Annotated in this window: 31 protein-coding genes; 23 read left to right on the top strand and 8 right to left on the bottom strand. The window is 71.9% G+C overall.

Annotated elements, in window-relative coordinates:
* Window positions 1-2: 2 nt before the first annotated feature.
* From O7598_RS30860 to gp17, 9 genes are read left to right on the top strand one after another with little or no spacing between them, the layout of a single operon-like run.
* Window positions 3-386 (top strand): capsid cement protein, encoded by a 384-nt coding sequence (locus O7598_RS30860; protein ID WP_269694687.1) that lies wholly within the window; start codon window positions 3-5, stop codon window positions 384-386.
* 22 nt (window positions 387-408) lie between these two features.
* On the top strand, window positions 409-1335 hold the full coding sequence (locus tag O7598_RS30855) for a phage major capsid protein (protein WP_269694686.1): 927 nt from the start codon (window positions 409-411) through the stop codon (window positions 1333-1335).
* Window positions 1335-1688 carry a hypothetical protein gene (locus O7598_RS30850; protein WP_269694685.1) on the top strand — a complete coding sequence of 118 codons (354 nt, stop codon included), beginning with the start codon at window positions 1335-1337 and terminating at the stop codon, window positions 1686-1688. The genes O7598_RS30855 and O7598_RS30850 overlap by 1 nt, the downstream gene beginning before the upstream one ends.
* Window positions 1689-1691: 3 nt before the next feature.
* Window positions 1692-2063 (top strand): hypothetical protein, encoded by a 372-nt coding sequence (locus tag O7598_RS30845; RefSeq protein ID WP_269694684.1) that lies wholly within the window; start codon window positions 1692-1694, stop codon window positions 2061-2063.
* A gap of 1 nt (window position 2064) precedes the next feature.
* The gene (locus O7598_RS30840; RefSeq protein ID WP_269694683.1) at window positions 2065-2493 is read left to right on the top strand and encodes a hypothetical protein; all 429 of its coding nucleotides are present in this window, start codon (window positions 2065-2067) and stop codon (window positions 2491-2493) included.
* 13 nt (window positions 2494-2506) lie between these two features.
* Window positions 2507-3778 carry a hypothetical protein gene (locus tag O7598_RS30835; RefSeq protein WP_269694682.1) on the top strand — a complete coding sequence of 424 codons (1272 nt, stop codon included), beginning with the start codon at window positions 2507-2509 and terminating at the stop codon, window positions 3776-3778.
* Window positions 3779-3790: 12 nt separating this feature from the next.
* On the top strand, window positions 3791-4180 hold the full coding sequence (locus tag O7598_RS30830) for a DUF6093 family protein (RefSeq protein WP_269694681.1): 390 nt from the start codon (window positions 3791-3793) through the stop codon (window positions 4178-4180).
* Complete coding sequence (locus O7598_RS30825) at window positions 4180-4572, top strand: hypothetical protein (RefSeq protein WP_269694679.1); 393 nt, start codon at window positions 4180-4182, stop codon at window positions 4570-4572. Before O7598_RS30830 ends, O7598_RS30825 begins: the two co-directional genes overlap by 1 nt.
* Window positions 4569-4979 (top strand): tail completion protein gp17, encoded by a 411-nt coding sequence (gene gp17, locus O7598_RS30820; protein WP_442929907.1) that lies wholly within the window; start codon window positions 4569-4571, stop codon window positions 4977-4979. The genes O7598_RS30825 and gp17 overlap by 4 nt, the downstream gene beginning before the upstream one ends.
* Here gp17 and O7598_RS30815 read toward each other — a convergent pair.
* Window positions 4976-5173: a hypothetical protein gene (locus O7598_RS30815; protein ID WP_269694677.1), complete on the bottom strand. Its 198-nt coding sequence runs from the start codon at window positions 5171-5173 to the stop codon at window positions 4976-4978. The two genes, gp17 and O7598_RS30815, sit on opposite strands and share 4 nt — an antisense overlap.
* Window positions 5174-5252: 79 nt before the next feature.
* On the opposite strand from O7598_RS30815, the gene O7598_RS30810 reads away from it, so the two are divergent.
* The 13 genes from O7598_RS30810 (at window position 5253) to O7598_RS30750 (ending at window position 16429) form a co-directional block, all read left to right on the top strand.
* Entirely contained in the window at window positions 5253-5588 is a 336-nt protein-coding gene (locus O7598_RS30810; RefSeq protein WP_269694676.1) for a hypothetical protein, read from the top strand.
* A 9-nt stretch (window positions 5589-5597) separates the two neighbouring features.
* Complete coding sequence (locus O7598_RS30805) at window positions 5598-5948, top strand: hypothetical protein (protein WP_269694675.1); 351 nt, start codon at window positions 5598-5600, stop codon at window positions 5946-5948.
* A 1-nt stretch (window position 5949) separates the two neighbouring features.
* Window positions 5950-6429: a phage tail tube protein gene (locus tag O7598_RS30800; RefSeq protein WP_269694674.1), complete on the top strand. Its 480-nt coding sequence runs from the start codon at window positions 5950-5952 to the stop codon at window positions 6427-6429.
* Window positions 6430-6502: 73 nt separating this feature from the next.
* Complete coding sequence (locus O7598_RS30795) at window positions 6503-7042, top strand: hypothetical protein (protein WP_269694673.1); 540 nt, start codon at window positions 6503-6505, stop codon at window positions 7040-7042.
* 110 nt (window positions 7043-7152) lie between these two features.
* Window positions 7153-7413, top strand: coding sequence for a hypothetical protein (locus O7598_RS30790; protein ID WP_269694672.1), 261 nt, complete (start codon window positions 7153-7155; stop codon window positions 7411-7413).
* Window positions 7414-7417: 4 nt separating this feature from the next.
* On the top strand, window positions 7418-10714 hold the full coding sequence (locus O7598_RS30785) for a phage tail tape measure protein (protein WP_269694671.1): 3297 nt from the start codon (window positions 7418-7420) through the stop codon (window positions 10712-10714).
* Complete coding sequence (locus O7598_RS30780) at window positions 10711-12249, top strand: hypothetical protein (RefSeq protein ID WP_269694670.1); 1539 nt, start codon at window positions 10711-10713, stop codon at window positions 12247-12249. The genes O7598_RS30785 and O7598_RS30780 overlap by 4 nt, the downstream gene beginning before the upstream one ends.
* Window positions 12249-12635 carry a hypothetical protein gene (locus O7598_RS30775; protein ID WP_269694669.1) on the top strand — a complete coding sequence of 129 codons (387 nt, stop codon included), beginning with the start codon at window positions 12249-12251 and terminating at the stop codon, window positions 12633-12635. The genes O7598_RS30780 and O7598_RS30775 overlap by 1 nt, the downstream gene beginning before the upstream one ends.
* 1 nt (window position 12636) lies before the next feature.
* Window positions 12637-13173 carry a hypothetical protein gene (locus tag O7598_RS30770; protein WP_269694667.1) on the top strand — a complete coding sequence of 179 codons (537 nt, stop codon included), beginning with the start codon at window positions 12637-12639 and terminating at the stop codon, window positions 13171-13173.
* 46 nt (window positions 13174-13219) lie between these two features.
* The gene (locus O7598_RS30765) at window positions 13220-14026 is read left to right on the top strand and encodes a PIG-L family deacetylase (RefSeq protein WP_269694666.1); all 807 of its coding nucleotides are present in this window, start codon (window positions 13220-13222) and stop codon (window positions 14024-14026) included.
* Window positions 14027-14067: 41 nt separating this feature from the next.
* Window positions 14068-15615, top strand: coding sequence for a hypothetical protein (locus O7598_RS30760; protein ID WP_269694665.1), 1548 nt, complete (start codon window positions 14068-14070; stop codon window positions 15613-15615).
* Window positions 15615-16079: a hypothetical protein gene (locus O7598_RS30755; protein ID WP_269694664.1), complete on the top strand. Its 465-nt coding sequence runs from the start codon at window positions 15615-15617 to the stop codon at window positions 16077-16079. Before O7598_RS30760 ends, O7598_RS30755 begins: the two co-directional genes overlap by 1 nt.
* Entirely contained in the window at window positions 16076-16429 is a 354-nt protein-coding gene (locus O7598_RS30750; RefSeq protein WP_269694663.1) for a hypothetical protein, read from the top strand. The genes O7598_RS30755 and O7598_RS30750 overlap by 4 nt, the downstream gene beginning before the upstream one ends.
* Here O7598_RS30750 and O7598_RS30745 read toward each other — a convergent pair.
* Window positions 16426-16683 (bottom strand): hypothetical protein, encoded by a 258-nt coding sequence (locus O7598_RS30745; RefSeq protein WP_269694662.1) that lies wholly within the window; start codon window positions 16681-16683, stop codon window positions 16426-16428. The two genes, O7598_RS30750 and O7598_RS30745, sit on opposite strands and share 4 nt — an antisense overlap.
* Window positions 16684-16705: 22 nt before the next feature.
* Here O7598_RS30745 and O7598_RS30740 point away from each other — a divergent pair, with 22 nt between their 5' ends.
* On the top strand, window positions 16706-17065 hold the full coding sequence (locus O7598_RS30740) for a hypothetical protein (protein ID WP_269694661.1): 360 nt from the start codon (window positions 16706-16708) through the stop codon (window positions 17063-17065).
* Window positions 17066-17148: 83 nt separating this feature from the next.
* On the opposite strand, the gene O7598_RS30735 is transcribed toward O7598_RS30740, so the two are convergent.
* From O7598_RS30735 to O7598_RS30710, 6 genes are all read right to left on the bottom strand, one after another.
* Window positions 17149-19071 (bottom strand): hypothetical protein, encoded by a 1923-nt coding sequence (locus O7598_RS30735; RefSeq protein ID WP_269694659.1) that lies wholly within the window; start codon window positions 19069-19071, stop codon window positions 17149-17151.
* 83 nt (window positions 19072-19154) lie between these two features.
* A complete protein-coding gene (locus O7598_RS30730) occupies window positions 19155-20120 on the bottom strand; it encodes a hypothetical protein (protein WP_269694657.1) in 966 nt (321 codons plus the stop codon).
* 1 nt (window position 20121) lies between these two features.
* A complete protein-coding gene (locus O7598_RS30725; protein WP_269694656.1) occupies window positions 20122-20589 on the bottom strand; it encodes a hypothetical protein in 468 nt (155 codons plus the stop codon).
* Window positions 20590-20603: 14 nt separating this feature from the next.
* Entirely contained in the window at window positions 20604-21068 is a 465-nt protein-coding gene (locus O7598_RS30720; protein WP_269694655.1) for a hypothetical protein, read from the bottom strand.
* An 8-nt stretch (window positions 21069-21076) separates the two neighbouring features.
* Window positions 21077-21370 (bottom strand): hypothetical protein, encoded by a 294-nt coding sequence (locus O7598_RS30715; RefSeq protein WP_269694654.1) that lies wholly within the window; start codon window positions 21368-21370, stop codon window positions 21077-21079.
* A gap of 74 nt (window positions 21371-21444) precedes the next feature.
* Window positions 21445-22821 carry a hypothetical protein gene (locus O7598_RS30710; RefSeq protein WP_269694653.1) on the bottom strand — a complete coding sequence of 459 codons (1377 nt, stop codon included), beginning with the start codon at window positions 22819-22821 and terminating at the stop codon, window positions 21445-21447.
* Between the last annotated feature and the right edge of the window lie 5 nt (window positions 22822-22826).

Raw genomic sequence — 22826 nt, 5'->3', positions numbered from 1 at the left:
TCATGGCCGACTACAGCCCGGTCTACGCCGGCGGCGCGCAGCCGATGACGAAGACCGCCAGCACCACCATCACCGGTGGCCAGCTCGTCGAGGCGACCACCGCCAGTTCGGTCGGTACCGCCGGCGCCGCGTCGACGAAGGTCGTCGGGGTGGCCGCGCACGACGCGGCCAGCGGCGCCCGGGTCACGGTGTGGCCCCTGAACAACGTCGAGCACGAGCTGACCTCGACCGGCACGGTCGCCGTCGGTGACGGCATCGTGTCCGCGGCGTCGGGCGTCGCCACCACGGCGTCGGTCGCGACCGCCGCGGCGGCGGGCACCCTGCTCGGCCGCGCCACCACCGCCGCCACCGGCGGCGCCAAGGTCCGCTTCGTCGGCGGCAGCTGAGAAACTCGAAGGGAGATAACAAGTGCCTGGCACCTACCCGGCAGCGGCACCGACCCTTTCGGGCGACTCGCTGACCATCTCGCGCTTCCTCCAGAACCCGGCGCTGATCCAGCGTCGGCTGCGCGACTACCGCGACCTGCGGTTCGTGTCCGACCAGCTGCTCACGCAGCGGTTCCGCACCCAGGGCGGCGCGGTGCTGTACGAGCAGTCGGAGCCGTTCCTGACCGACCGGTCCGTCGAGGCCGTCGGCGCCGGTTCGGTGTACCCGTACGCCAACCTGGCCACCGGTACCGCTGCGGTCGCCGCGATCTCGAAGTGGGGCCAGAAGGTCCTGCTGACGGACGAGGAGATCGCCCGCAACGCGTTCGCGGGGTCGGCGATCGACCGGGCGATGCGCAAGGTCGTCAACTCGATCATCAAGCAGGTCGACGCGATCGCCATGTCGGCGATCCAGTCGGCCGCCGCGGACACCGCGACCGCCGGGTCGTGGGACAACGCGACGGCCGCGAACCGTAAGCCGCTGGAGGACATCCTGCTGGCGGTGCAGCGGATCGAGGACCGCAACCAGGGTTACCGCCCGGACACGCTGGTGGTGTCGCCGAAGGCGTACACGTACCTGATGCTCAACGACGCGATCGCGCAGCTGCGGCAGCGGGAGAGCACTGACAACCCGGTGTACACCGGGGAGATCGAGAAGGTCGCCGGTCTGACGGTCATCAAGACGCCGTCGCTGACGACCGGTGCGCTGGTGCTGGACTCGCAGCAGGTCGGCGGCATGGCCGACGAGACCGACGGGGCCCCGGGCTACGCGGTGTCGGACCTGGCCGTGCAGGTCAAGGCGATCCGCAAGGACGACCAGGACGCCTGGGACCTGCAGGGCCGCCGCAAGACGGTGCCGGTCGTGCAGGAGGCCGGCGCCATCGAAGAGATCACCGGGGTGGTGTCCTGATGAAGGCGTACAAGGTGACGGCGGCGTACGTGACGCTGCGGGTCAACAACGATCTGGGTCAGGACGTCGTGCTGGGTTTCCACCAGGGAGCGGTGCTGCCTGATGGTGTGCAGCAGGAGGACCTGGAGCGTCACGTCCGCAAGGGCATGGTCGCGGAGGAGGGCAGCCGGGAGGCCGACCTGCTCGCGGTTCCGGCTGGCACTCCGGTGCCGGGTGAGCCGCCGAACGTGCCGGTGTCGGAGGCATCGGGGCTGAACCTGGGCACCGCGGACCGGGCTCGGCGGGCGCAGGACGCGTCCGAGGACGGCCGGCGGGCGCGCCGGCAGCGCTCCGGCGACGAGGCCAAGGGCTGAGTCGTGGCGGATCTGTTCGACCTCGGGGACCTGCCGTCATGGCTTCAGGTCCCCGAGGTCGACGCGGAGACGGCGACGCGGGTCCGGCGGGCGGCGAACGGCTGGTTGCAGAACGCCACCGGGCTCACCTCGTGGCCGGATCCGGTTCCGGATCGGCTGTGGGCGTGGGCGGTGGAGCTGGCGGCGATCGCGTTCCGGAACCCGAGCGCGGCGTTGAGCGAGCGGGTGGATGACTACGAGTTCTCGGCGGACCGGGCGCGGCGTGCGGAGATCCTGGCGGACGCGCGGCGGGCGTATCCACCAGCCGGGTCGGGTCCGCAGTGGTCGTTCCCGGAGCCGGATTGGTCGTGGACGAGTAGCACGGTGAGGGGCTGAGATGGCGAACGGCTACTACACGACCGCGGCTGAGGGTTTCATCGCGGGTGAGATCGATCTGGACACGGCGGTCATCAAGGTTGCCCTGGTCAGGGGTTACACGTTCTCGGCGGCGCACAAGTTCGTCTCGGACGTGACGGGTGCCGGGGGCACGATCAACGGCACGTCGGCGGCGTTGGCGAACAAGACGGTGACGGGCGGGGTGTTCGACGCTGACGACACCACGATCAGCGCGTCGGCGTCGGCCAGCAACCACGGCCTGCTGCTGTTCCAGTCGAGCGCGGTGACGGGCGGCGCGGACGTGGCGGCCGGTTCGCAGCGGGTGATCGCCTGGTACGACACGGGGACGGGTCTGCCGATCCAGCCGGGCACGGGCACCGTGACGATTGTCTGGCCCGCTTCCAACCCGAAGATCCTGAAGGTGGGCTGACCGGGAGGTCGTCGTGGCGGTCTCCATCGTCGGCACTCCCACCTCGGGCAACTCGGGTACGGCGAACAACGACACGTTCCCCACCACGTTCCCGGTCGGCTGGGCTGCCGGTGACGTGGCGGTGCTGGTCGGGCACGTCTCCGCGACGAACCTGACCATGGACGCCGGTGCGGGCTGGACGTCGGCGCCGGGGGTCAGCAACCCGACCAACCAGGGCACGGCGTCACGGGCGTACGTGTGGTGGCGGACCCTGCAAGCCGGCGACAGTCCGCCGACGATCGCCAACAGCGGGTTCATCACCGGCGGCTGGTCGATGGTGGTGCTGCGGGACGCCGCGTCGGTGGTGCAGGCGTCGGCGGCGGTGGTGTCGGCGGCGTCGGTGACCCTGCCGACCCTGTCCGGGGTGGGCGCGGGTTCGGCGCTGGTGTGGGCGGCCCACGTGCGGGTCGCTACGGGGACCATTCCGACGGATCTGTCCGCGAACGTGGTCTACACCGAGTCGGTGGATCACGCGACGTCGCGGGCCACGTCGAGCGCGAATGTGCGGATGGCGGCCGGGTATCGGCTGGTCGGTTCGGCGGGCAGCTACGGCGGCGAGGCCGTGTCATCGACCGGTTCGGGGTCGATGGTCGGCGTGCTGCTGGAGGTGTCGGCGGCGTCGGTTGACGCGTCGGTCGGCCCGGACGGTGTGGCGGTGCCCGCCGAGGTGGGTTCCCCGGCGGTGGACGGCACGCTGGCGGCTGCGCCGGATGGTGTGGCCGTGCCGGTGGATGTCGGCGCCCCGGCGGTGGATGGCTCTCTGGGAGTCTCTCCGGCCGGGGTGTCCGTGCCGGTGGCGGTGGGTGCTCCCGGTGTCTCCTGGGCGCTCTCAGCGGCCCCGGATGGTCTTTCGCTGCCGGTGGCGGTGGGTGGCCCGTCGGTGGGCTGGTTGGGTGCTGTCGGGCCGGACGGTGTCGCGGCGCCGGTGGCGGTGGGTGGCCCGGTGGTGGGCTGGTCGGCTCAGGTCGGCCCGGACGGCGTGGTGCTGCCGGTCGAGGTCGGTGACCCGGGGCTGCTCGGGGCGGTGCTCGGCCCGGATGGTGTGCCGGTGCCGGTGCTGCTCGGTGATCCGTCGGTGGTGTGGGCGGGCGAGGTGGCGCCGGATGGTGTGGCCGTGCCGGTGCTGGTCGGTGCGGCGGGGACGTCGGTGCCGGGCCGGCGGGTGTTGCGCCCGTACGCGGGCACGGTGGCCCGGCCGGTGGGTGTGGTGTCCCGGCCGTCGTCTGGTGTGGTGGTCCGACCGTAGAGGGGTGGCCTGGTGGATGCGCTGCTGGCGAGGGGTCGGGCTGCTGCTGAGGCGCTGATGGTCGACGAGTGTGTGGTGCGCCGGCCGACGGGCGAGGGGTCGGACGATGACGGCAACGTGGTGAAGACGTACGAGGACTTGTACGCCGGGAAGTGCCGCTTCCAGAAAGCGTCGCGGGGGCAGGCCGCGCAGGCGGACGTGGGCGAGGACTATGTGCTGTTGCAGCGCGTAGAGGTGCAGTTCCCGATGTCGCTGACCGGGTTGAAGGTCGGCGACGAGGTGCTGGCAACGGTGTCGCAGCTCGATTCGGATCTGCCGGGGCGGGTGTTCATCGTGCGGGATCTGGCGCATGGGACCCACAAGACGGCGCGGCGGGTGGGCGTGACGGAGCGGACGAGCTGATGGCCGCCGGGTTCGTGCACGAGGAGCTGGACCGGTGGGTGGCGAAGCTCGATAGCGTGCTGTCGGCGGCGCCGAAGGAGGTCACGCAGGTGGTGGCCCGTGGCGCGCTGAACATCAAGAAGGATGCGCAGGCGAGGGCGAAGCGGATCGGCCGGCACGTGCGCCGGTATCCGTATTCGATCGGCTACGACCTGCGGCAGGGCCTGCGGGGTCCGGTGGCGGAGATCGGCCCGGAGGTGGGCCGTGGTCAGGGGTCGCTGGGCAGCATCTTGGAGAACGGGTCGCCCACCAGTCCGCCGCATCCGCACATGCTGCCGGCTGGTCAGGCTGAGGCGCCCAAGTTCGAGCGTGCTCTCGAAGATCTGGCGGCGCGGCTGCTGGAGGGGCGATGACGGTCCGGGCGCACGCTGACGCGGTGCTGGCGCTGCTCGCTGCCGCCCCGGGCAATCCGCTGCGGGTGCTGGACGGGGCGGTGCCGACCGGTGTGACCGCACCTTACGTGCTGGTGTACTTCGGTGACGAGGACCCGGAGTTGCCGGACTCCCGGCCGTTGGAGGGCGTCAGCGAGCGGTTCGTGCTGCGGGTCTATGCGCACAGCGTGGGCGGGAACGCGGCGGCGGCGCGGGCGCTCGGTGAGCGTGTCCGTGCGGCGCTGCTCGACGTCACCCCGGCGATCGCGGGCCGTGCGTGTTGGCCGATCCGCCGCGAGGAGGGCTCCCCGCCTCAGCGTGACGAGTCCACCGGGACGCTGGTCATGGACCGCGTCGACATTTACAGGCTCGAAAGCGTCCCGGTCTAGAAGAAGCGGCGGGCGACGTACGTCAGCACGCCGTAGGTGACCGCGAGGGCCAGCACGAACACGATCACGTGCGCGGTGCCGGTGGCGCCGGCCAAGGCCCCGATCATGCCGACGAGCAGGGCGATGAGCACGGCCAGGGCGACCCGGTTGCCGGTGTAGGTGAGGGACCACCGCGACGGGTGCTGATCAGTCATGCCGCGCACCGTACCGGCCGCGCGCCAGTAGCCCCGCCCCCTGTGGCGGATATCCGATCAAGAGAAGGGGGTGCGCCGGATGGCGCTGCTCACCGCAACCTCGGTCACCAGCGCGGCGACCACCGTCACCGCCGCATCCATGACCACGTCCGACACCGTCTCCGGCTCCGACATCGGCCAGAACGGTGCCCTGCTCCAGGTCATCAACGGCGCCGGCTCGCCGGTCAACGTGACCCTGGTCGATCCGAACCTGACCGCGGTGGGCAACGCCGGCACGGCGGTCGCGCAGGCCGTCCCGAACGGGTCGGACCGGTGGTTCCGCCTGTCGCCGGCCCACGTGAACCCGTCCACCGGCGTCGCGGCGGTCACCCTGTCGTCGGCGACGTCGGTGACCTACAAGCTGATCCGCTGCTGAGGAGCACCGATGGCTGAGAAGAAGACGTACTGGCTGACCGACGGCTACGGCACCCACGCCCTGGTCGAGGGCGCCGCCGAGCGGGACCGGTGGGTGCCGCGCGGCTGGTCGGAGGCCGACGAGCCGGCCGGCGCGGAGATGGTGTGGATGCACCACCCGGACACCGACGGCCGGCAGATGTTCGCTGCCGGTGTGGTGGAGACGTGGCGGGCGCTGGGCTGGGTGCCGTCGGCGCCGCCGGAGCCCGTGGACGTGCTGCACGACGCGCAGCTCGTGGATGTCGCCCCGGCAGCCGTGCCGGTGGCGGAGAGCACCAGCAACACCGAGTCCGCCGCCAGCGGCAACGTGAAGGGGAAGTGACGTGCCGGATATCACCGCTGACGGTAAGACCCGGGTCGCCTGGGTGCCGTCGATCAGCAACATCAACGCGCCGACCACGACGGAGCTGAACGCGGGGATGCTGTTGCAGTCCACGCTGACGGCGGATGGTCTGGTGGGGCTGCGGCCGGAGACGGCGGACGTGGACACGTCGGCGCTGGACTCGACGTTCTCCACCACGGTGAACGGCCGGACCAGCTTCTCCGGCACGATGCTGCGGCTGAAGAAGCAGTCGGGCACCGACACGATCTTCGACACGCTGGTGCGGGACGCCGCCGGCTACCTGGTGGTGCGCCGGTCGGTGACCGCGAGCACGGCGTGGGCGAGCGCGCAGAAGGTGGAGGTGTACCCGGCGCTGTGCGGTGAGGTGGCGCGGGTGGACCCGGAGCCGAACACGGTGGAGCGGTACGAGATCCCGCTGAAGATCACGTCGTCGCCGTCGCTGCGCGCGGCCGTCGCCTGACCCTGATCGTGCCCGGCCGGTCCTGTCCCGGAGCCGGCCGGGCACTCCATCCGGGACCCGGGACGGGAGAGTCATGATCGACTTCAAGACGCTGCTCGCCGGCGCGAAGCTCCCCGAGCGGACGGTACCGATCTGCTTGAGAGGGGACCTGACCGCCGAGTTCGAGGCCCTCGAAGAGCAGCTCGAAGAGGCCCTGCGGGTGCCGGCGTCGTCGCTGGAGGGCGACGGGTCGGCGGGCATCGCCGAGCAGATCGAGGCCCTGCGGGAGCAGATGCAGGCGCACACCTACCGCTTCCGGCTGCGGGCGATGCCGCACCACGTGTGGATGGCGTTCTGCGCCGACCACCCGCCGCGCAAGGACGACGACGGTGGGGTCGACGAGCGGGACAAGCTGCTCGGGGTGAACGCGGAGACGTTCTGGCCGGCGCTGGTCCGCCGGTCGGTGGTCGACCCGACCCTCGACGACGGCGAGTGGGCGACGCTGGGTGAGGCGTTGACGGACCGGCAGTTCAACGCGCTCGCCGACGCGGCGTGGGCGCTGAACCGGCGGGAGATCGACGTCCCTTTCTCGCCCGCCGCCTCACGGATGACCAGGGGTTCCGCGACCGAGTAGAGGCGGCCGAGCGGCTCGGTATCCCACCGTCACGGTTCGACGGCCGGGAGCCGGTCGAGACGACGACGTACCACTACAGCCGGCGGGGCCGGCTGGTCCGGTCGGTCACCGTGCGGGAGCCGGAGTGGACGGAGCAGGACCGGGCGGAGATCCTCGCGCTCGGCCTATACCGGGCGGGCCTGTGCCCGCTTCACGGCGGGCCCCTCTCGGAGTGCACGACGCCGGAGGAGTCCGGGGCCCAGTTCGAGGCGGACCGGTCGACGTGCCGGGCCCGCCTGGCGTTGATCGAGGCGCAGCGGGCCGCCGACGACGGCAAGGCACCGGGCCCGTACGCGGGAGCCCGGGTGTGGAAGCTGCGCAAGAGGGGGTGACGGGGTGGCGCTGCGCACTGTAGGAGTCCGGCTGACCGCCGAGGTCGCCGGCTACATGAACAACCTGAAGCAGGCCGGCACCGCCACCCGCAGCCTCATCGGGGAGATCGACAAGGCGGGCCGGGCCGGGCACCTCGACCAGGTCGCCGACCGGGCCGCGCTCGCTGGCGCCGGGCTCCTCGGCCTCGCCGGGGCGGCCGTGAAGTTCGGCATGGACTTCGAGAAGCAGATGTCAGCGGTGTCCGCGGCGACGCACGCCTCGGCGGGTGACATCGAGCGGCTGCGCGCCGCCGCGCTCCAGGCCGGCAAGGACACCGCCTACAGCGCGACGGAGGCCGCGCAGGGCGTCGAAGAGCTGGCCAAGGCCGGCGTGTCCACGGCGGCGATCCTCGGCGGTGGTCTGCGCGGCGCCCTGGACCTCGCCGCCGCCGGTGGCCTGGACGTCGCCGAGGCGGCCGAGACCGCCGCGTCGGCGATGACGCAGTTCAACCTGCAGGGCTCCGACGTGCCGCACATCGCGGACCTCCTCGCCGCCGCCGCCGGTAAGGCGCAGGGCTCCGTGCACGACATGGGGTACGCGCTGTCGCAGGCCGGTCTGGTGTCGCACCAGATGGGCCTGACGGTGGAGGACACCACCGGCACCCTCGCCGCGTTCGCCTCCGCTGGGCTGCTCGGCTCCGACGCTGGCACCAGCCTGAAGACGATGCTCCTGGCGCTGACGAAGCCGTCCGAGGACGCGTCGAAGGCGCTTCAGGCGGCCGGTATCGAGGCCTACGACATGCAGGGCAACTTCATCGGCGTCACGAAGCTGGCCGGGGAGCTGCGCACCAAGCTCGGCGGGCTGACGCAGGAGCAGCGCAACGCCACCCTCTCCGTGGTGTTCGGGTCGGATGCGATCCGCGCCGCGTCGGTGCTGTACGAGCAGGGCGCCGAGGGCATCCAGTCGTGGATCGACAAGACCAACGATGCCGGGTTCGCCGCGGAGACGGCGCGGATGCGCACCGACAACCTCGCCGGTGACATCGAGCGGCTGAAGGGCTCGCTGGAGACGTTGGCGATCGAGTCGTCGTCCGGGGCCAACGGTGGGCTGCGGGTGTTGACGCAGGGCCTCGATGGGGTGGTCGGGGAGCTGTCGCAGATGCCGCCGGCGGTGGGCAGCACCATCACGGTGCTCGCCGCGCTCGGCGGTGCGACGACCTTGCTCGGTGCCGGGTGGGTGAAGACCCGCCGGGCGAACGCGGAGTTCCGGGCGGAGTTGGAGGCCACCGGCCCTGCTGGCGCTCGGGCGGCGCGAGGGTTGGAGACGGCGTCGAAGTGGGCGGGCAGGGCGGCGGTGGCGTTCGCCGCGTTCCAGGTCGCCGGCATGGTCGTCAACAAGATGGTCGGGGATCTGAGCCCGCAGATCGACGCCATGGCCACGGGCCTGGAGTCGTGGGGTAAGTCCGGCACGCTGGCCGGTGAGTCGGCGCGGGTCCTCGGCGCGGACATGGCCGACCTGAACGTGGGCCTGAAGTTCCTGGCCGACACCGACAACGACCGGCGGAAGTTCGTGAGGTGGGGTCAGGACCTGCTGGAGGGCCTGGTCCCGGGCCTCGACTCGACGAACACCAGCCTGACGCGCACCCGGGAGCGGGTGACGGCGATGGACGCGGCGTTCGCGCAGCTCGTCTCGTCGGGGAAGGCGGACGCGGCGCGGCAGGCGTTCGACCGGCTCGCCGCCGAGGCCGCCAAGTCGAACGTGTCGATGGATGAGCTGCGGAAGCTGTTCCCGCAGTACGCGGCGGCGATCGAGACGGCCGCGGGCGCGACGAAGGACGCGATCGCCCCGACGGACGCAATGGGCTCGAAGACCCTCGGATTCGCGAACGCGACCGAGGCTGCCACCGCGGCGGTCGACGGGCAGCGGGACGCCCTGGCGGCGCTGTCGAAGATGATGAAGGCGGAGACGGACCCGGTGTTCGGGTTCGCGGACGCCCAGCAGAAGCTGGCGGAGGCGCAGAAGGCCGCCGCGAAGGCGACCCGCGAGCACGGCCGTAACAGCGCTGAGGCGCGTGAGGCGACCCGGGCGCTGGCCGAGGCCGCCATCGAGTTGCAGGGCCGGGCCGGGGTGCTCGGTGACGCGTTCGATGGCAAGGTGAGCCCGGCGCTGCGGGCGACGCTGAAGGCGGCCCACCTGACGGACCGGCAGATCGCCGACGTCGCCGCGCAGTTCCGGCAAGCCAAGGCGGACGCGGAGAAGTACGACGGCAGCTACAAGGCCAACGCGTCGGCGCCGGGTGTGACCGAGGCGGACAAGCAGCTCAAGAACGCGAAGAGCCGGGCGGACGCGTTCGACGGCTCGTACAAGGCGGCGGTGGAGCTGGTCGGCTACCCGATGGCCCTGGACCGGTTGAAGCGGCTGTCGACGTACCAGCAGGCGTTGAAGAAGGGCACGATCCCGGCGAACTTCCAGGGCCCGGTGCAGGGCAAGGACTACCACGCGGGTGGCTGGACCGGTCCGGGCAGCAAGTACACCCCGGCCGGTGTGGTCCACGCCGACGAGTTCGTGATCCGCAAGGAGTCCCGGCAGCAGATCGAGCAGCGGCATCCTGGGCTGCTCGACGAGATGAACGCGACCGGGCAGGTGGCCGGTTATGCGGCCGGCGGTGCGGTGCGGTGGCCGTTCCCGGCGACGGCGGCGAAGACGCGGATCCCGTCGCGGGCCGAGGCGGCTCGGGCGGTGACTCCGGCGTTCGGGGACTGGCCGGCGGGCCCGGGCTCGCAGCGCGGTGACTCGGGGGTGTGGCGGGGCATCGTGGCGATGATCCGCGCCACCGGCCCGCTGTCCGGCGAGTTCGGCAACTCCTACCGGCCTGGTGATCCGCTCTGGCACGGGTCGGGGCGGGCGGTGGACTGGATGGGCTACAACCAGAACGCGCTGGCGTCGTTCCTGGCGGGCAAGCGGCCCCTGGAGCTGATCCACCGGACGAACTCGCGGGACTACGCGTACACGCGGGGCCGGAACATGGGCTCCTTCAACAACTCGCTGATGGAGGCGCACCGCAACCACATCCACATCGCGATGGCCAACGGCGGCGTCATCCAGGAGCCGGTCTACGGGTACGGCCTGCGGTCCGGCAACTCCTACTCGTTCGGGGAGCGGGGCCCGGAGCGGGTGTTCCCCGGCCTCGGCAGCTCACCCGCCGGCACCACCGTGGTGCAGGTGACCCTCGTCAACCAGGGTGTCATCGGCTCCCGGCAGGAGACCGAGAACTGGCTCGCCGCGTCGCTGGACACCCTGAAGCGGCAGGGCCGGGCGTGAACGCCGACTACGAGGTGGCCGTCGACTGGGCCGCCGATGGCACGTTCACCGCCGCCGGTGACGACGTCACCGCCCGGGTGTTCGACCGGGGCACCCCGCTGACCGCCCAGTACGGGCGGGAGCAGGCCCGGGCGTTCGCGCCGCTCGCCGGCGGCCGGGGCCAGTTCGAGCTGAACAACTTCTCCCGTGACTACCTGCCCGACAACACGGCGTCTCCGCTGGCCGGGAAGGTTCGGCCGGGTCGGGAGGTGCGGATCCGCGCCACCTACGGCGGGGTGACGTACGGGCTGATGCGCGGCGTGGTCGACGACATCGAACTGCTGCCCGCGATCGAGCAGCGGTCGGTGCAGGTGAGCGTCCTCGACGGCCTGTCGAGGCTGCGGCGCGTTCAGGTGTCCACGCCCCTCTACCAGGGGTTGCGGACCGGTCAGGCCGTCGGCCTGCTCCTCGACGCCGCCGGCTGGCCCGCCGGGCGCCGGGACCTCGACGTGGGCGGCACCGTCATGCCGTGGTGGTGGGCCGACGGCACGGATGCGTTCACCGCGCTGCAGGCGATCCTCGACGCGGAGGGCCCCGGGTCGCTGGCCGCTGTCGACATCGACGGCCGGCTCGTGTTCCGCGACCGGCACCACCGGCTGGTCCGGGCCCGGTCGACCACGGTGCAGGCGACGTGGCGGTCCACGGGCATCGAGCCGTGCTACTCGGCGCCCGCCTCCTACCAGGCGGGCTGGGCGGACATCGTCAACGACGTCACCTACCCGGTGGCGGTGCGGGTGCCGTCGGGGCAGATGGCCACGGTGTGGCAGATGACCGGCCCTCGGTCGCTGGTCGACGGGGAGACGATCGCGTTGACCGCGCAGTCGGGTGACCCGTTCTTCGGCGCGGTACCGCCGGTCGCCGGCGTCGACTTCCAGCTGGTGTCCGGTGCGGTCACCACCGCGCTGTCGCGGACGTCGGGCCAGTCGGTGACCGTGCTGGTGACGGCGGTGGGCGGGCCGGTGCAGCTCGACGGGATGGCCGTGCGGGCGTACCCGGTGCCGGTGCAGACGACGGTGGAGGTGCACGCCGAGGACCCGTCGAGCATCGCCGAGGTGGGTCGGCAGTCGTGGCCGTCGGATCGGGCGCCGACGCTGGCGTCGCTGCCCGACGCGACGGCGATCGCGGACGTGATCCTCGCGGGTCGGGCTCGCCGGCAGCCGACGATGACGGTCACGTTCCGCGGTGGCGTGCCGGCGCGGCTGCGGCAGCAGTTGGCCCGGGACCTGTCCGACCGGGTCCGGGTGATCGACGGCGGGACCGGTCTGGACGCGGACTGCTGGGTGGAGCGCATTGAGCACTCCGTGTCCGGCGCCGACCATGTGACGGCGTTCGGGGTGGAGCGGATCCCCGCTCAGCCGGCCGGTGTGCTGGTCCTCGGCGACACGATCCGCGGGAAGTTGGGCACGGGTCGGCTCGGTACGACAGGTCTGGACGACCCGGCGGCGGTGTTCATCGTCGGTGCGGGGGTCCTCGGCGCGAACCTTCTGGGGCACTGATGACGACGACGATGCTGCAGGCGGTGGCGAGGGTGCACTGGGGTCGGTGGATCGCCGACTGCCCCCGGCCGGGCTGCGTGAACGCCGAACACCACGGCCGCGACGCGGTGACCGGGCACGTCGGCGGACTGACCGGTGGCCGGTTCCGCTGCGCCCACTGCCTGCTCGTCTGCGAGGTGGTGTGGCCGGCGGACGTGGACGACATCAGCCGGGTCCTCGCGAGCCGTCCGGTGCCGGCGAACCGGAACTGGGCGCCGCCGGAGACCGTGCACGACCTGCTGGTGGAGAACCTCGTGCACGGCATCCTCCCGGACGCGGACGCGCTGGGGGGCGGTTTCCAGGTGTCGGGTGCGGCCCGGCTGGCGCTCGAATCGGGAGTGATCTGACATGGCGTGGACGTCGCCTCCAACCTTCACCGACGGCAGTGTGCTGACGGCTGCGCAGCTCAACCTGCTGCGCGACGACCTGAACGAGACGGCGCCGGCGAAGGCCACGCAGGCGGGTCGGCTGATCGTGACGACCGGGTTGAACAGCGTCGCGGAGCGGGACGTGGTGTCGTCGGCGATCGCGACGACGCAGACGACCGGGTCGACGAGTTTCGTGGACCTGACGACGCCGGGACCGACGGTGACGGTGACGACCGGGTCGGCGGCGATCCTGCTGTGGTCCGCGCTGATGTCCAACTCGACCGCGAACGCGAAGACGTACGTGGACTACACGGTGTCGGGGGCGTCGAGCAGGTCGGCGCAGGACGCGTCGGCGCTGCGCTTCCAGTCGGACTCGGCGAACCAGGAGGCCCGGTCGGGTCAGGTCATGTTCGAGGGTGGCCTGACCCCGGGCAGCAACACCTTCAAGCTCCAGTACCACACCAACGGTGGCACCGGCAGCTTCTCGGACCGCCGGTTGACCGTCATCGCCCTCTGACGGGCGCTCTCTTCTCATCTGCTTGCCCTGTCCTGGGGAGGATGCTGTGCGTCGTCGTGCCCTGCTCGCCGCTGCTGCCGCCGCTGGTGTGTCCGCCGCCGTCGGTACGGCGGGCGCCGCCCAGGCGGCGACCGGCCGCCCGGCCCTGTTCGTGATCCCGCACCCGGACGACGAGACCCTCGCCGCCGGTGTGGTCATCGCCGAGCATGTGGCGGCGGGCCGGGACGTGCACCTGCTGCTGCTCACCCGCGGGGAGAAGTCGGCGGTGATGGACGGCCTCAACGGGACCGGGACGATGGGCTGGTGGGGTGTCACCCACAACCCGCAGGTGGAGGGCTACGCGCCGCTGACCGAGGCGACGTTCGGGGAGGCGCGGCGTCGGGAGATCACGGCCGCGGCCGGGGCGCTCGGTGTCCCGGCGGACCACATCCACGAGGCGGGCCTGCCCAACGAAGGCGTGACCGTGGCCAGCGCGAAGGCGGCGATCGTGGCGTGCGCGACCGACATCGGCGCGGACGTCGGACTGTGGGCGCCGTCGCACACCGTCGACAACCACGCCGACCACCTGGCCGCCGGGCAGGCCGTCCGCCAGCTCGGCACCGAGGATCCGGTGCGCTGGTGGGACCGCCGCTACTACGTGCTGCCCATGTACTGGTCCGACGCCCGGCTGTCGAAGGTCGACTGGTGGTGGGACTACGCCGCGAACGCGCAGGTCACCAACCGGGCCCGCAACGCGACCAGGGCGTACCAGGGCTGGCAGCCGGCCAACGGCATGTTCGCGATCGGCTGGCACTCCACGTACAGCGCGTTCCGCACGATCGAGGCCGACCCGAAGTGCCTGGTGCACCGATGATGCCCACCGGCTGGTGCCCCGGGAACAGAGGCATCGGCGAGATGGCCCAGCTCTACCAGGACACCACCGCGGTCCGGGTGTTCTTCGCCCCCGGCGAGGGCCTGCCCGCCAGCGCGTGGACCGACATCACCCGGACCGGCCGGCAGCGCCTGTCCGCCCTACCGTTCGGCTGTCGCCTCGTCGTCTCCTTCAAGGACGCCCAGGTCGACCGGCGCCCGTTCGTCGAGGCGTGGCTGAAGTACCGGCCCGACGTCACCGTTGACCTCATCACCCACCACGAGCCCGAGCAGCAGACCGGAGGGGACCCCACCCCTGCCCAGTACCGGGCGTCGTGGACCCTCACCCGCCAGCAGCTCGCCGACCACCCGGCCCGCGCCGAGGGCCGGTTGCGGCTGGCCACCTGCTGGACGTTGCAGTGGATCCGCAAGGGCGGCACCTGGGCGCTGTGGTGGCCGGAGCACGAGGCCGACGCCGTGGACCTGCTGCTGTTCGACTGGTACCCGTTCATGGCGGGAGAGCCGAACCCGTGGAAACCGCGCGTCTACGAGGACCCGGCCGCCGCCATGCGGGTGCCCATCGACATCGCCGCCCAGATCGGCCGGGTGTGGGGCATCGCCGAGATCGACCACCCGCGGATCCTGCGCGCGAACGGCTTCTCCGTCGACCTCGACCCGACCGGGTCGCTGGCCGCCGCCTGGTACCGGCAGGCGCACTCGGTGGCCCGCGACGCCGGCTGCCAGGTGTGGGCGCACTTCCACGCCGACGAGGGCGCCGCCGTCGGTGACCTGACCAAGCGGCCGGCTGAGCAGGCCGTGCTGCGTGACCTGATCGCACAGGAGGCGGCCACGGTGTGGAGCAAGGGGCAGAACTGGCGGACCGTCCGGTCGCTGGACCGGCTCAACGAGCAGATCCGCGCCGCCCACCCGAGGGCGGTGCCGCCGGCCACCGACCCGGCGTCGTGGGGGGCGATCGCTGACGGCGCGCACTCGTCGACGTCGGACCACTACCCGCACTTCTACTCGGCGCTCGGCCAGACGGCGGTGGTGTGCGCCCGGGACTTCCCGCACGCCCCAGGCCTGGGCCTCGACTCCCACCGGATAGCCGAGCAGCTGCGGCTGAGCCGGGACCGGCGGATCGGCTACATCATCTCCAACGCGCGGATCACCGGCCCGAACTACGGCTGGGAGTGGTCCACCTACCGGGGCTCGGACCCTCACGACACGCACATCCACGTGAGCACCGTGCACACCGCCGCCGCGGATGACCCGGCGGACTGGCCGATCGGAGAGGACGAGGACATGCCTACCGCCAAGGAGATCGTGGACGAGCTGCTCAACCGGGAGCTGCCGTCGCCCACCCTCGGCACGTTCACGGTCGCGGACCACCTGAAGGGCGGCCGTATGGCCGTCCGGGACATCGGCAAGGCCCGCGCCGAACTGGCCGCGGCCGTCGGCCGGGACCTCGTCGACGAGCCGGCCATCATCGCCGGTGTCCTCGCCGGCCTGTCCCCGGAGGCCATCGCCGCGGCCATTCCGAAGGGCCTCGCGAAGCAGGTCGCCGACGAGCTGGCCGCCCGCCTGGCCTCGTAGTGCGCCCAGTCACGATCGGCCGCGGCCGGCAGCCGTTCGAGGTGGCCGTGCTCCTCGCCGCGCTGCTGTCCGGGTTGACGCTGCTCGCCACCGGCACCCGACCCGCGTCCGTGACCGCCGGCATGCCCACCAGCGTCCAAGCCGTCTGGGAGGTCGGGCTGATCCTCGCCGGGGTCATCGGCCTCACCGGTGTCAGCATGCCCGGTAACCGGCTCGCCGCGTCCCTGGGCGTGGAACTGTGCGGCGTCGCCGCCCTCGGCACCGTCACCACCATGTACGCCATCGCCTTGTACGCGGTCAGCGGCAGCGCGGCCATCGCCGCGGGGGCGTTCGTGGCGTCCACGGCGGTCGCGTCGTGGTGGCGGGTGGCGCAGATCGGGTTGGACCTGCGGCGGGTCACCATCGCGGTCGAAGCCGGCCAGGTGGCGGACGTGTCGCTGCTGGTGGAACGGGAGCGGCCATGAGCTGGGTGGAGACGGCGACGACGGTGGTGGGTGCGCTCGGCGGGGCGGTCGGCGCCGCGGGTGGTCTGGCGGTGCTGGCGTCTCGGAAGAAGATCCGCGCGGAGGCGGCCGACGTTCTGACCGATACGGCGTTGACGCTGCTGGAGCCGTTGAAGGTGCGGGTGCATGAGCTGGAGGCGGAGGTGAAGACGACCCGCGACAACATGGTCGAGTTGTCCGACTCGGTGTCGGGGTTGACGGCGACGTTGCGCCGGTGGCGGGCGGCGATCCTGCACCCGGACGCGAAGGTGGAGGCGCTGCGGAAGATGGTCACCGGCGAACCCGTCGGCGCGGGCCGGGAGCAGGGCTAGTACGCGTCGGGTTGGCGTACCCGCCACGTCCCGTCCTGAGCGCCGTCGGCGTAGATCCGCGCCACCTCCGCCCGCGCCGGGCCCTCGCCGTCGAACACGGCCACCTGCGAAGGCTCCGACGCGGGCGAGTTCAACCGCACCTCCCACCGGCCGCTGCCGTCCACGTGCTCGAACAGCCTGACCAGCGCCAGCGGCAACGTCGGATCCGCGCCATACAGCCAGCCCGCCTCGCGGAGCTGCGAAAACCCAGCCACAACCTCACTGTAGGAGACCCCCATGGATCGCTACGGCAAGGCCCTCGCGTCGCTGCTCGGCGCCGTCCTCGTCGCCCTGTACGCCGCCCTCGGCGGCGACAACCACATCGACTCGGAAGAACTCGTCCAAGTCGGCATCGCCGCCGCGACCGCCGCCGGCGTGTACCTCGTCCCCATCGCCCCCCAGTACCGGTGGGGTAAGACCGCCGTCGCGGTCGTCCTCGCCGTCCTCCAGGCCCTGGCCACCACGGTGCTGGGTGGGCTGGACTCCGGGGAGTGGATCGTCCTCGTCCTCGCCGGCCTGACCGCCGCCGGTGTGGCGGTGGCGCCGGCCGTGTCGGACAACGGCATCGGCTCGAAGACCCCGACCGTCTCGGACTGACCCACCGCACGCTGCACAGACTGCGGCCCCCCTCGCTTGCCCGATTCGGGCAGGTGAGGGGGGCCGCTTCTGCGCGCCCGGGGTCAGGCGGCCACCTCGTACTGGCGGCCACCGCCCCGAACCCGGCCCGCCTCGACGAGGGTGCCGAGCAGGTTGTGCACCTGCCGCACGCCCAGCCCGATGTGGTCGGCGATCCGCGCCGGGCTCGTGTGCCCGGCCGCGATGGCGTCGAGCACCTTCGCGTGCGACGGGCCCAACTCCTTGCGGGCCTCAGCCTGCATCGACGCCACGAACGCAGGCCACGCCGGCGGGAACGCCACAGCCCCGAACGCCTCCAACGCCGCACCGTCCCCACCGGTGGCCGGCTGAGGCTCCGGCTGGCGCTGAGCCGGGACCGGCTGCGCGAGACCCACGAAGCCCACCGGCATACCGTCCTTCACCGCCTTCCGATCCGCGAACGTCCGCTCCCGCTCGCCGTAGCCCTTCATCGCCGCACCCGCCGACGTCCCGTCGAACGACCGCCACACGAACCGGCCCGGCCACTTCGCCTTGGCCTGGTCGTCGAGGTACGTGCTACGGAACAGGGCCTGCCGGGCACCCGGGGCCGGCTTCGCCACCAGCCCGTACCCGCCACCCACCGGGAACTCCTTCGGGTTCTCCTTCACCCCGAAGATGACCCGCGCGTTCGGGTCATCGCCGGCCAGCATGATGCCGTTGCCGGTGAGCAGGCTCGACCGCAGCGCCTCGCAATACCGCGACCCGGCACCGCCGAACGCGTTCAGCGTCGGCTCCTGGCTGGCCAGGATCAGCGCCACACCGACCTTGCCGCCCTCCCGGCTGATGGTGGCGGCAAGCTGCTGCGTGCGCTTCCAGTACTCCGGGTTCTCCGCCTCCAGCAGCGGCTTGTGGCACTCGTCGATGATCCCAAGCAGGCCGGGCCGGTCCGCCGTCGGCGTGAACCCCTCCCAGCCGTGCTCGACGTTCTCCCGCTGCCGCAGCAGCATCACCATGTGCATGGCCTCGACCATGGCGAAGATCCGCTCGAACGTGCCCGCGAACAGGTCTGCGTGGCGCATGAGCAGCGGCGACGACGCGCCGCCCTGCCCGTCGGCGTAGAAGATGACCGTCGGGTGAGTGGTGCTGGCCGCCAGCGACATGGCCAGCGAGTCGATGAGCCGGGACTTGCCTGACCCGGTGCCGCCCTGGATGAACCCGCCCCACAGCCGGTTGTCGGTGTACGCCCGCCAGGTGGCGGTGCCCTCACCGTCGGCGTACGGGCCGAGTTGCACCCGGCCGGTCTCCGGGTCGAACGCCGACGGGCCCGGCCACAGCACGCCGGCCTTGACGGGGGAGTTCGTGACGATGGTCAGCAGCGCGGTGGGCTCCGGCTCCGTCGGGTGGGCCTCGACGATGAGCTGCTGGTCGGGCCGCAGCTTGAGGCCGCCGCGGACGGTCTTCATCTTGTCGACGACCATCCCGACGTGCTGCTTGCCGGGTCGCAGCCGCAGCGCGTAGCGGATTCCGGCGGCGATCTGCTCCGGGTTGCTGAGCCGGGATCCGGCGAGCACCCCGTCGGAGCAGCCGACGTTCTCCGCCCACAGACGCTGGTACTCCGACCGGGACACCTTCGGCTGGATCAGTCCGACCGGGTGCTGCCGCCACCAGTGCATCGACAGCGCGTACCCGACCGCCATCAGCACACCCACCGCACCCCACGACAGGCCGGTGAGGGTGACCGTGGTCAGCCACCCGCCGGCGACGGCGATGAACTGCAGCGCGCGGCGGCGGGCCTTCTTGTCCAGCACCCGACGCCGCACCCTCGTAGCCGCGACCACGCCGATGACGAACGCCGTACCGGCCACCCACGTGGCCACGACCTGCTCGTCGCCGGCGTAGTGCACGGCGACCTGGCACGCCGCGGCGGCCACCACCAGCGCGCCCACGGCGACGTGCGGCACCGCGTGCGGGCGCGGACCACCTTGGGTCGGCTGACTCGTGCTGTCCATCGATCTACCTCCGGTTTGGTGCTCCGGCCTTCCACTGCGGAGGCGCAGACCCTGCGGCCTGCGCCCCACGGAAGCTGGCCGGGTCAGCCGCGGAGCAGGTAGTCCTTGTCCGCCGCGTCCGGCTGCGCCAGGTAGGCGTCCTTCACCGTCATCTGGTCCTCCAGCTTCGCCCGGTGCGCCGCCCACTTCTCGGCGGCGGTCCCCGACGCCTCCATGGCCTCCCGGGCGGACGACAGCGCCTCGCCCTTCATGCCGCCGTTCTCCAGCGCCGCGACGTACGTCTCGGCGCCGCCGGCGGCGAACGACTGGTGGGCGTTCGTCGCGACGTTGGCGTACGCGATCGCGTGGGTCAGACCGTTGGCCTCGTTGCTCATGTCGATCTCCTTCAACTGGTTGATGGTGGGGAACAGGTAGATACGGGCGGTCGGGGAGTCGTCGCCGGAAGAGGGGTTGTGCTGCTGGCAGGGCGTGCCGAACGGGTTCGGGGCCCCGCAGTCGGGGCATCGCATCGCCTCCTCCTCCTGCTTCTTCGCCTCCGCGATCTGCTTCTTCGCCTCCGCGATCCGCAGGTCCAAGCCCTCGTCCTCCGGCGTCTCCGGCGGCTGAAACTCGACCCGGGGCGCGCACGGGCAGAACCGGCTACGCGGACCGTTCTCCCAGACGCCCTGCCGCATCCGCGGCATCTGGTGCTTCTCGCACCAGTCCTCGTCGCCGATGTCGCCGACCGGCCGGGACGGGAAGACCGGAGCCCGGGCCGGCTGCGGCTCCCGGACCGCCTCGGCCAGGTCGTCGATCGGCTGCGCCTTCGCCGCCGCCGACTTCCGCCGCCGCTCCGTGTGCGCCACCAGCGCATCCGAGTACAGGTCGCCGAACCACTCCCGCGTCCCGTACCGGGGCTGCGCCGCCGGCCGGGCACCCGCCCCCCGGGCACGCTGCTTGCGCAGCTCGTACCGCGGGTTCGGGGTGCCCTTCACCGCGTGCACCAGATCCTCGGCGCCGCGCTTCGCCATCCAGGCGAGCACGAAGCACCACAGCAGCACGATCTCCACGTCACGCCTCCGCGGTCGCGCCGGCGGACTTCTTGATGACCCGGCGGGCCATCAGCACCGCGGCGACGATGCACGCCACCGCCAGGCCCACCGCGCTGTCCGTGCCCAGCCACTGGATGAGCGTGGAGTTGACCCAGTCCATCAGCGCGTCGAACCAGCCGCCGACGGTGTCGCCGAACTTGCCCGGCGCCGCCTTCGCCACGGACGGCATCGCGATCACCGAGTAGACCGCCGCCTTGTTCGGCAGCAGGTCGATGAGCAGGTCGATGACCGTGGTGATGAACAGGATCGCCAGGATCAGCGGTGCCATCCACTCCCAGGGGAGCCAGCCGAACACGTTGTTGATCCAGTCACCGATGAACGTGCCGGCGGCGGCCGTGCCGCCGATCGACGCGACACCGAGGGTCAGCCAGGCGAGGGTTCTCACCCCCTTCGACTGGATCTTCTTCACCGTCTTGTTCTTCGACACGAGGGGATCTCCTCTCACAGGAACACCCGCAGCGCCAGGTCGGCGCCGGGGTGGATGACGTGGTCGACCAGCCAGGCGACCGGGGGCAGGAAGCTGAGCGCCTTGACGGTGGCGGCGACCAGCAGGAAACGGGCGGGCCGCTCGGTCAGGTGCTCGCCGAGCCGCGCCAGCACCAGACCGGGAATCGCGACCCCGCGGCACCAGGCGATGCCCAGCGCGCGGACCGCCCCGTGGAGCTGGCTGGTGTAGCGGCCCCGCAGCGCGTACTCGCGCATCGTGTCCACCGCCGGCCGGCGTTCGGTCAGCAGCTCCGGGACGGTGCAGTGGCGGCCGAACTTGGCCAGCCAGTCCGCCGACGACCACGGGCGACGCTCACCGTCCGTGATTGCAGAGTGCAGACTTTCCGGCCGCCCAGAGCCGATCTCACGCTCAGACAGCCCCGGCGCGGACTCTGCAGTGCAGACTTCAGACTTACCCACCGTCACGGTCACGGCTGGCCGCCCTCAGCCCGACGCCGCGCCCGCAGCGCCACCAACGCCAGCACGAACAGCACCACCATCGCGCCGTACGTCACCGGCGAATCCACGGCGACCCGGCCGGTGAAACCACCCGCCACCAGCCCGGCGCCGAGCAGCGCCATCGCCGTGACCGCGCCGTTCGCGGTCATCTGCGCCGGGCTCGGCCACCGCGTGTGCACGTGCGCCGGGGCCGTGACCAGCACGATCTCGCCGGCCGGCTGCTCGGCGGCCCGGTACTCGCGGGCCAGGACGATGTCCGTCATGATCAGGGTTCCTTCCTTCTGGGAGGGGTGCGGTGCCCGGCCCGGCTGTAGGAGGTAGGACCGGGCACCGCGGTCTACTTCTTGGACCGCTCGGCGCGGACCAAGTTGATGGCGGTCTGGGCGTCACCAGCGCTGGTCCAACCCATCCGGTCCATGACCGTCCGCCGGCCCGGGATGTCACCCCGGTACGCCTTCTTCAGCTCCCGGACCATGTCCCGGATACGGGGCGCGATCTCCCCGCCAGCGGCCGGACTCACCGGCTTCGCCCGGTCCACCCGGACCGTGGTCCGCGCCTCCGGACTGGTCCGCTCGGCAGGCACAGACCCGCTGATGACAGGCTGGTCCACCGGAGCAGGGATGGTCCGCGACTGGTCCACCTCGCTGGTCCGCGACTGGACCACAGGGCGGTCCAACGGCTGGTCCACCCGGCTAGTCCGGATCTGGTCCGCGACACTGGACCGCATCTGGACCATTCCGTTGGACCACATCGGCTCCCCGGACTGGTCCGCCTTGAACGCGCGGATCCCGTCGGCGCGGAGGTTCGTGGTGGCCTGCCGCATCACCAGACGCAGCTCGTCCATCAACGCCCGCTCACGCTCCGACGGCTGCGAGTCATCGCGGAACAGCTCGGTCTCCGCGTTGAGGATCAACCGCAACTGCTTGCGCGCAGCCGCCATGTCCTCCGGCGTAGCCGCCTTCGTCAGCCGCTGCACCCGACGCCGCGCCACAACCAGCGGGTCCTCCCGGCGCCGCCACGACCGCTTGCCCGGCTCGGCGGACTCGGTCCTCGCCGCGCCGGCCTGCTGCTGGGCGTGCAACTCCAGCCCTGCGTCGACCAGCGCGGCGATGCGCCGGGTCGCGAACACCTGCGACAGGTCGTCCACGGCGCCGGGCTTCTTCAGCCCCCACCGCACCAGCAGCCGGTCCGGCGTCCAGATCCAGTTCGAGTCCGCCCGCTCCGTCGTGCCGCTGCGCAGCTCCAGCACCTTCTGCGTCCACAGCGCCGCCGCGACCATCGGGGAGAAGAACCGGAACAACTGGGTGGTCAGGTTCCCGCCGGCGGTGGACACGGTCAGGGCGGCGGCGATCGACAACGCCCAGATGATCGCCAGGTAGGTGCCAACCCGAGCCTTCGGGTTGGCAGTCAGCTTCCGGATCGCCATCCGGCCCTGCGAGTAGATGACCACGTCGAACGCGGCGAACATCGCGATGGTCAGGCCGATGTTGACGCCGAGCTTGTGGTGGACGACCTCCCACATGCCCTCGGTGGTGACCACGCCGAACAGGACGACGCCGAGGTTCGCGGCGAGGTCGTCGTGCTCCCGGGTCTTGGTGAACCGGCGGATGGCGTAGGCGGCCAGCAGCATGCCGACGGCTCCGGCGCCGGCCGCGATGTGCGGCGCGTACGCCTGGGCCTGGTCGGCGATGGTGCTCCAGTCGGGGATGCCCATGACCG

Origin of the sequence: Micromonospora sp. WMMC241 (genome assembly GCF_027460165.1) — a bacterium.
Taxonomy (GTDB): Bacteria; Actinomycetota; Actinomycetes; order Mycobacteriales; family Micromonosporaceae; genus Micromonospora; species Micromonospora humi.
This window is presented reverse-complemented; position numbering and strand designations above follow the sequence as displayed.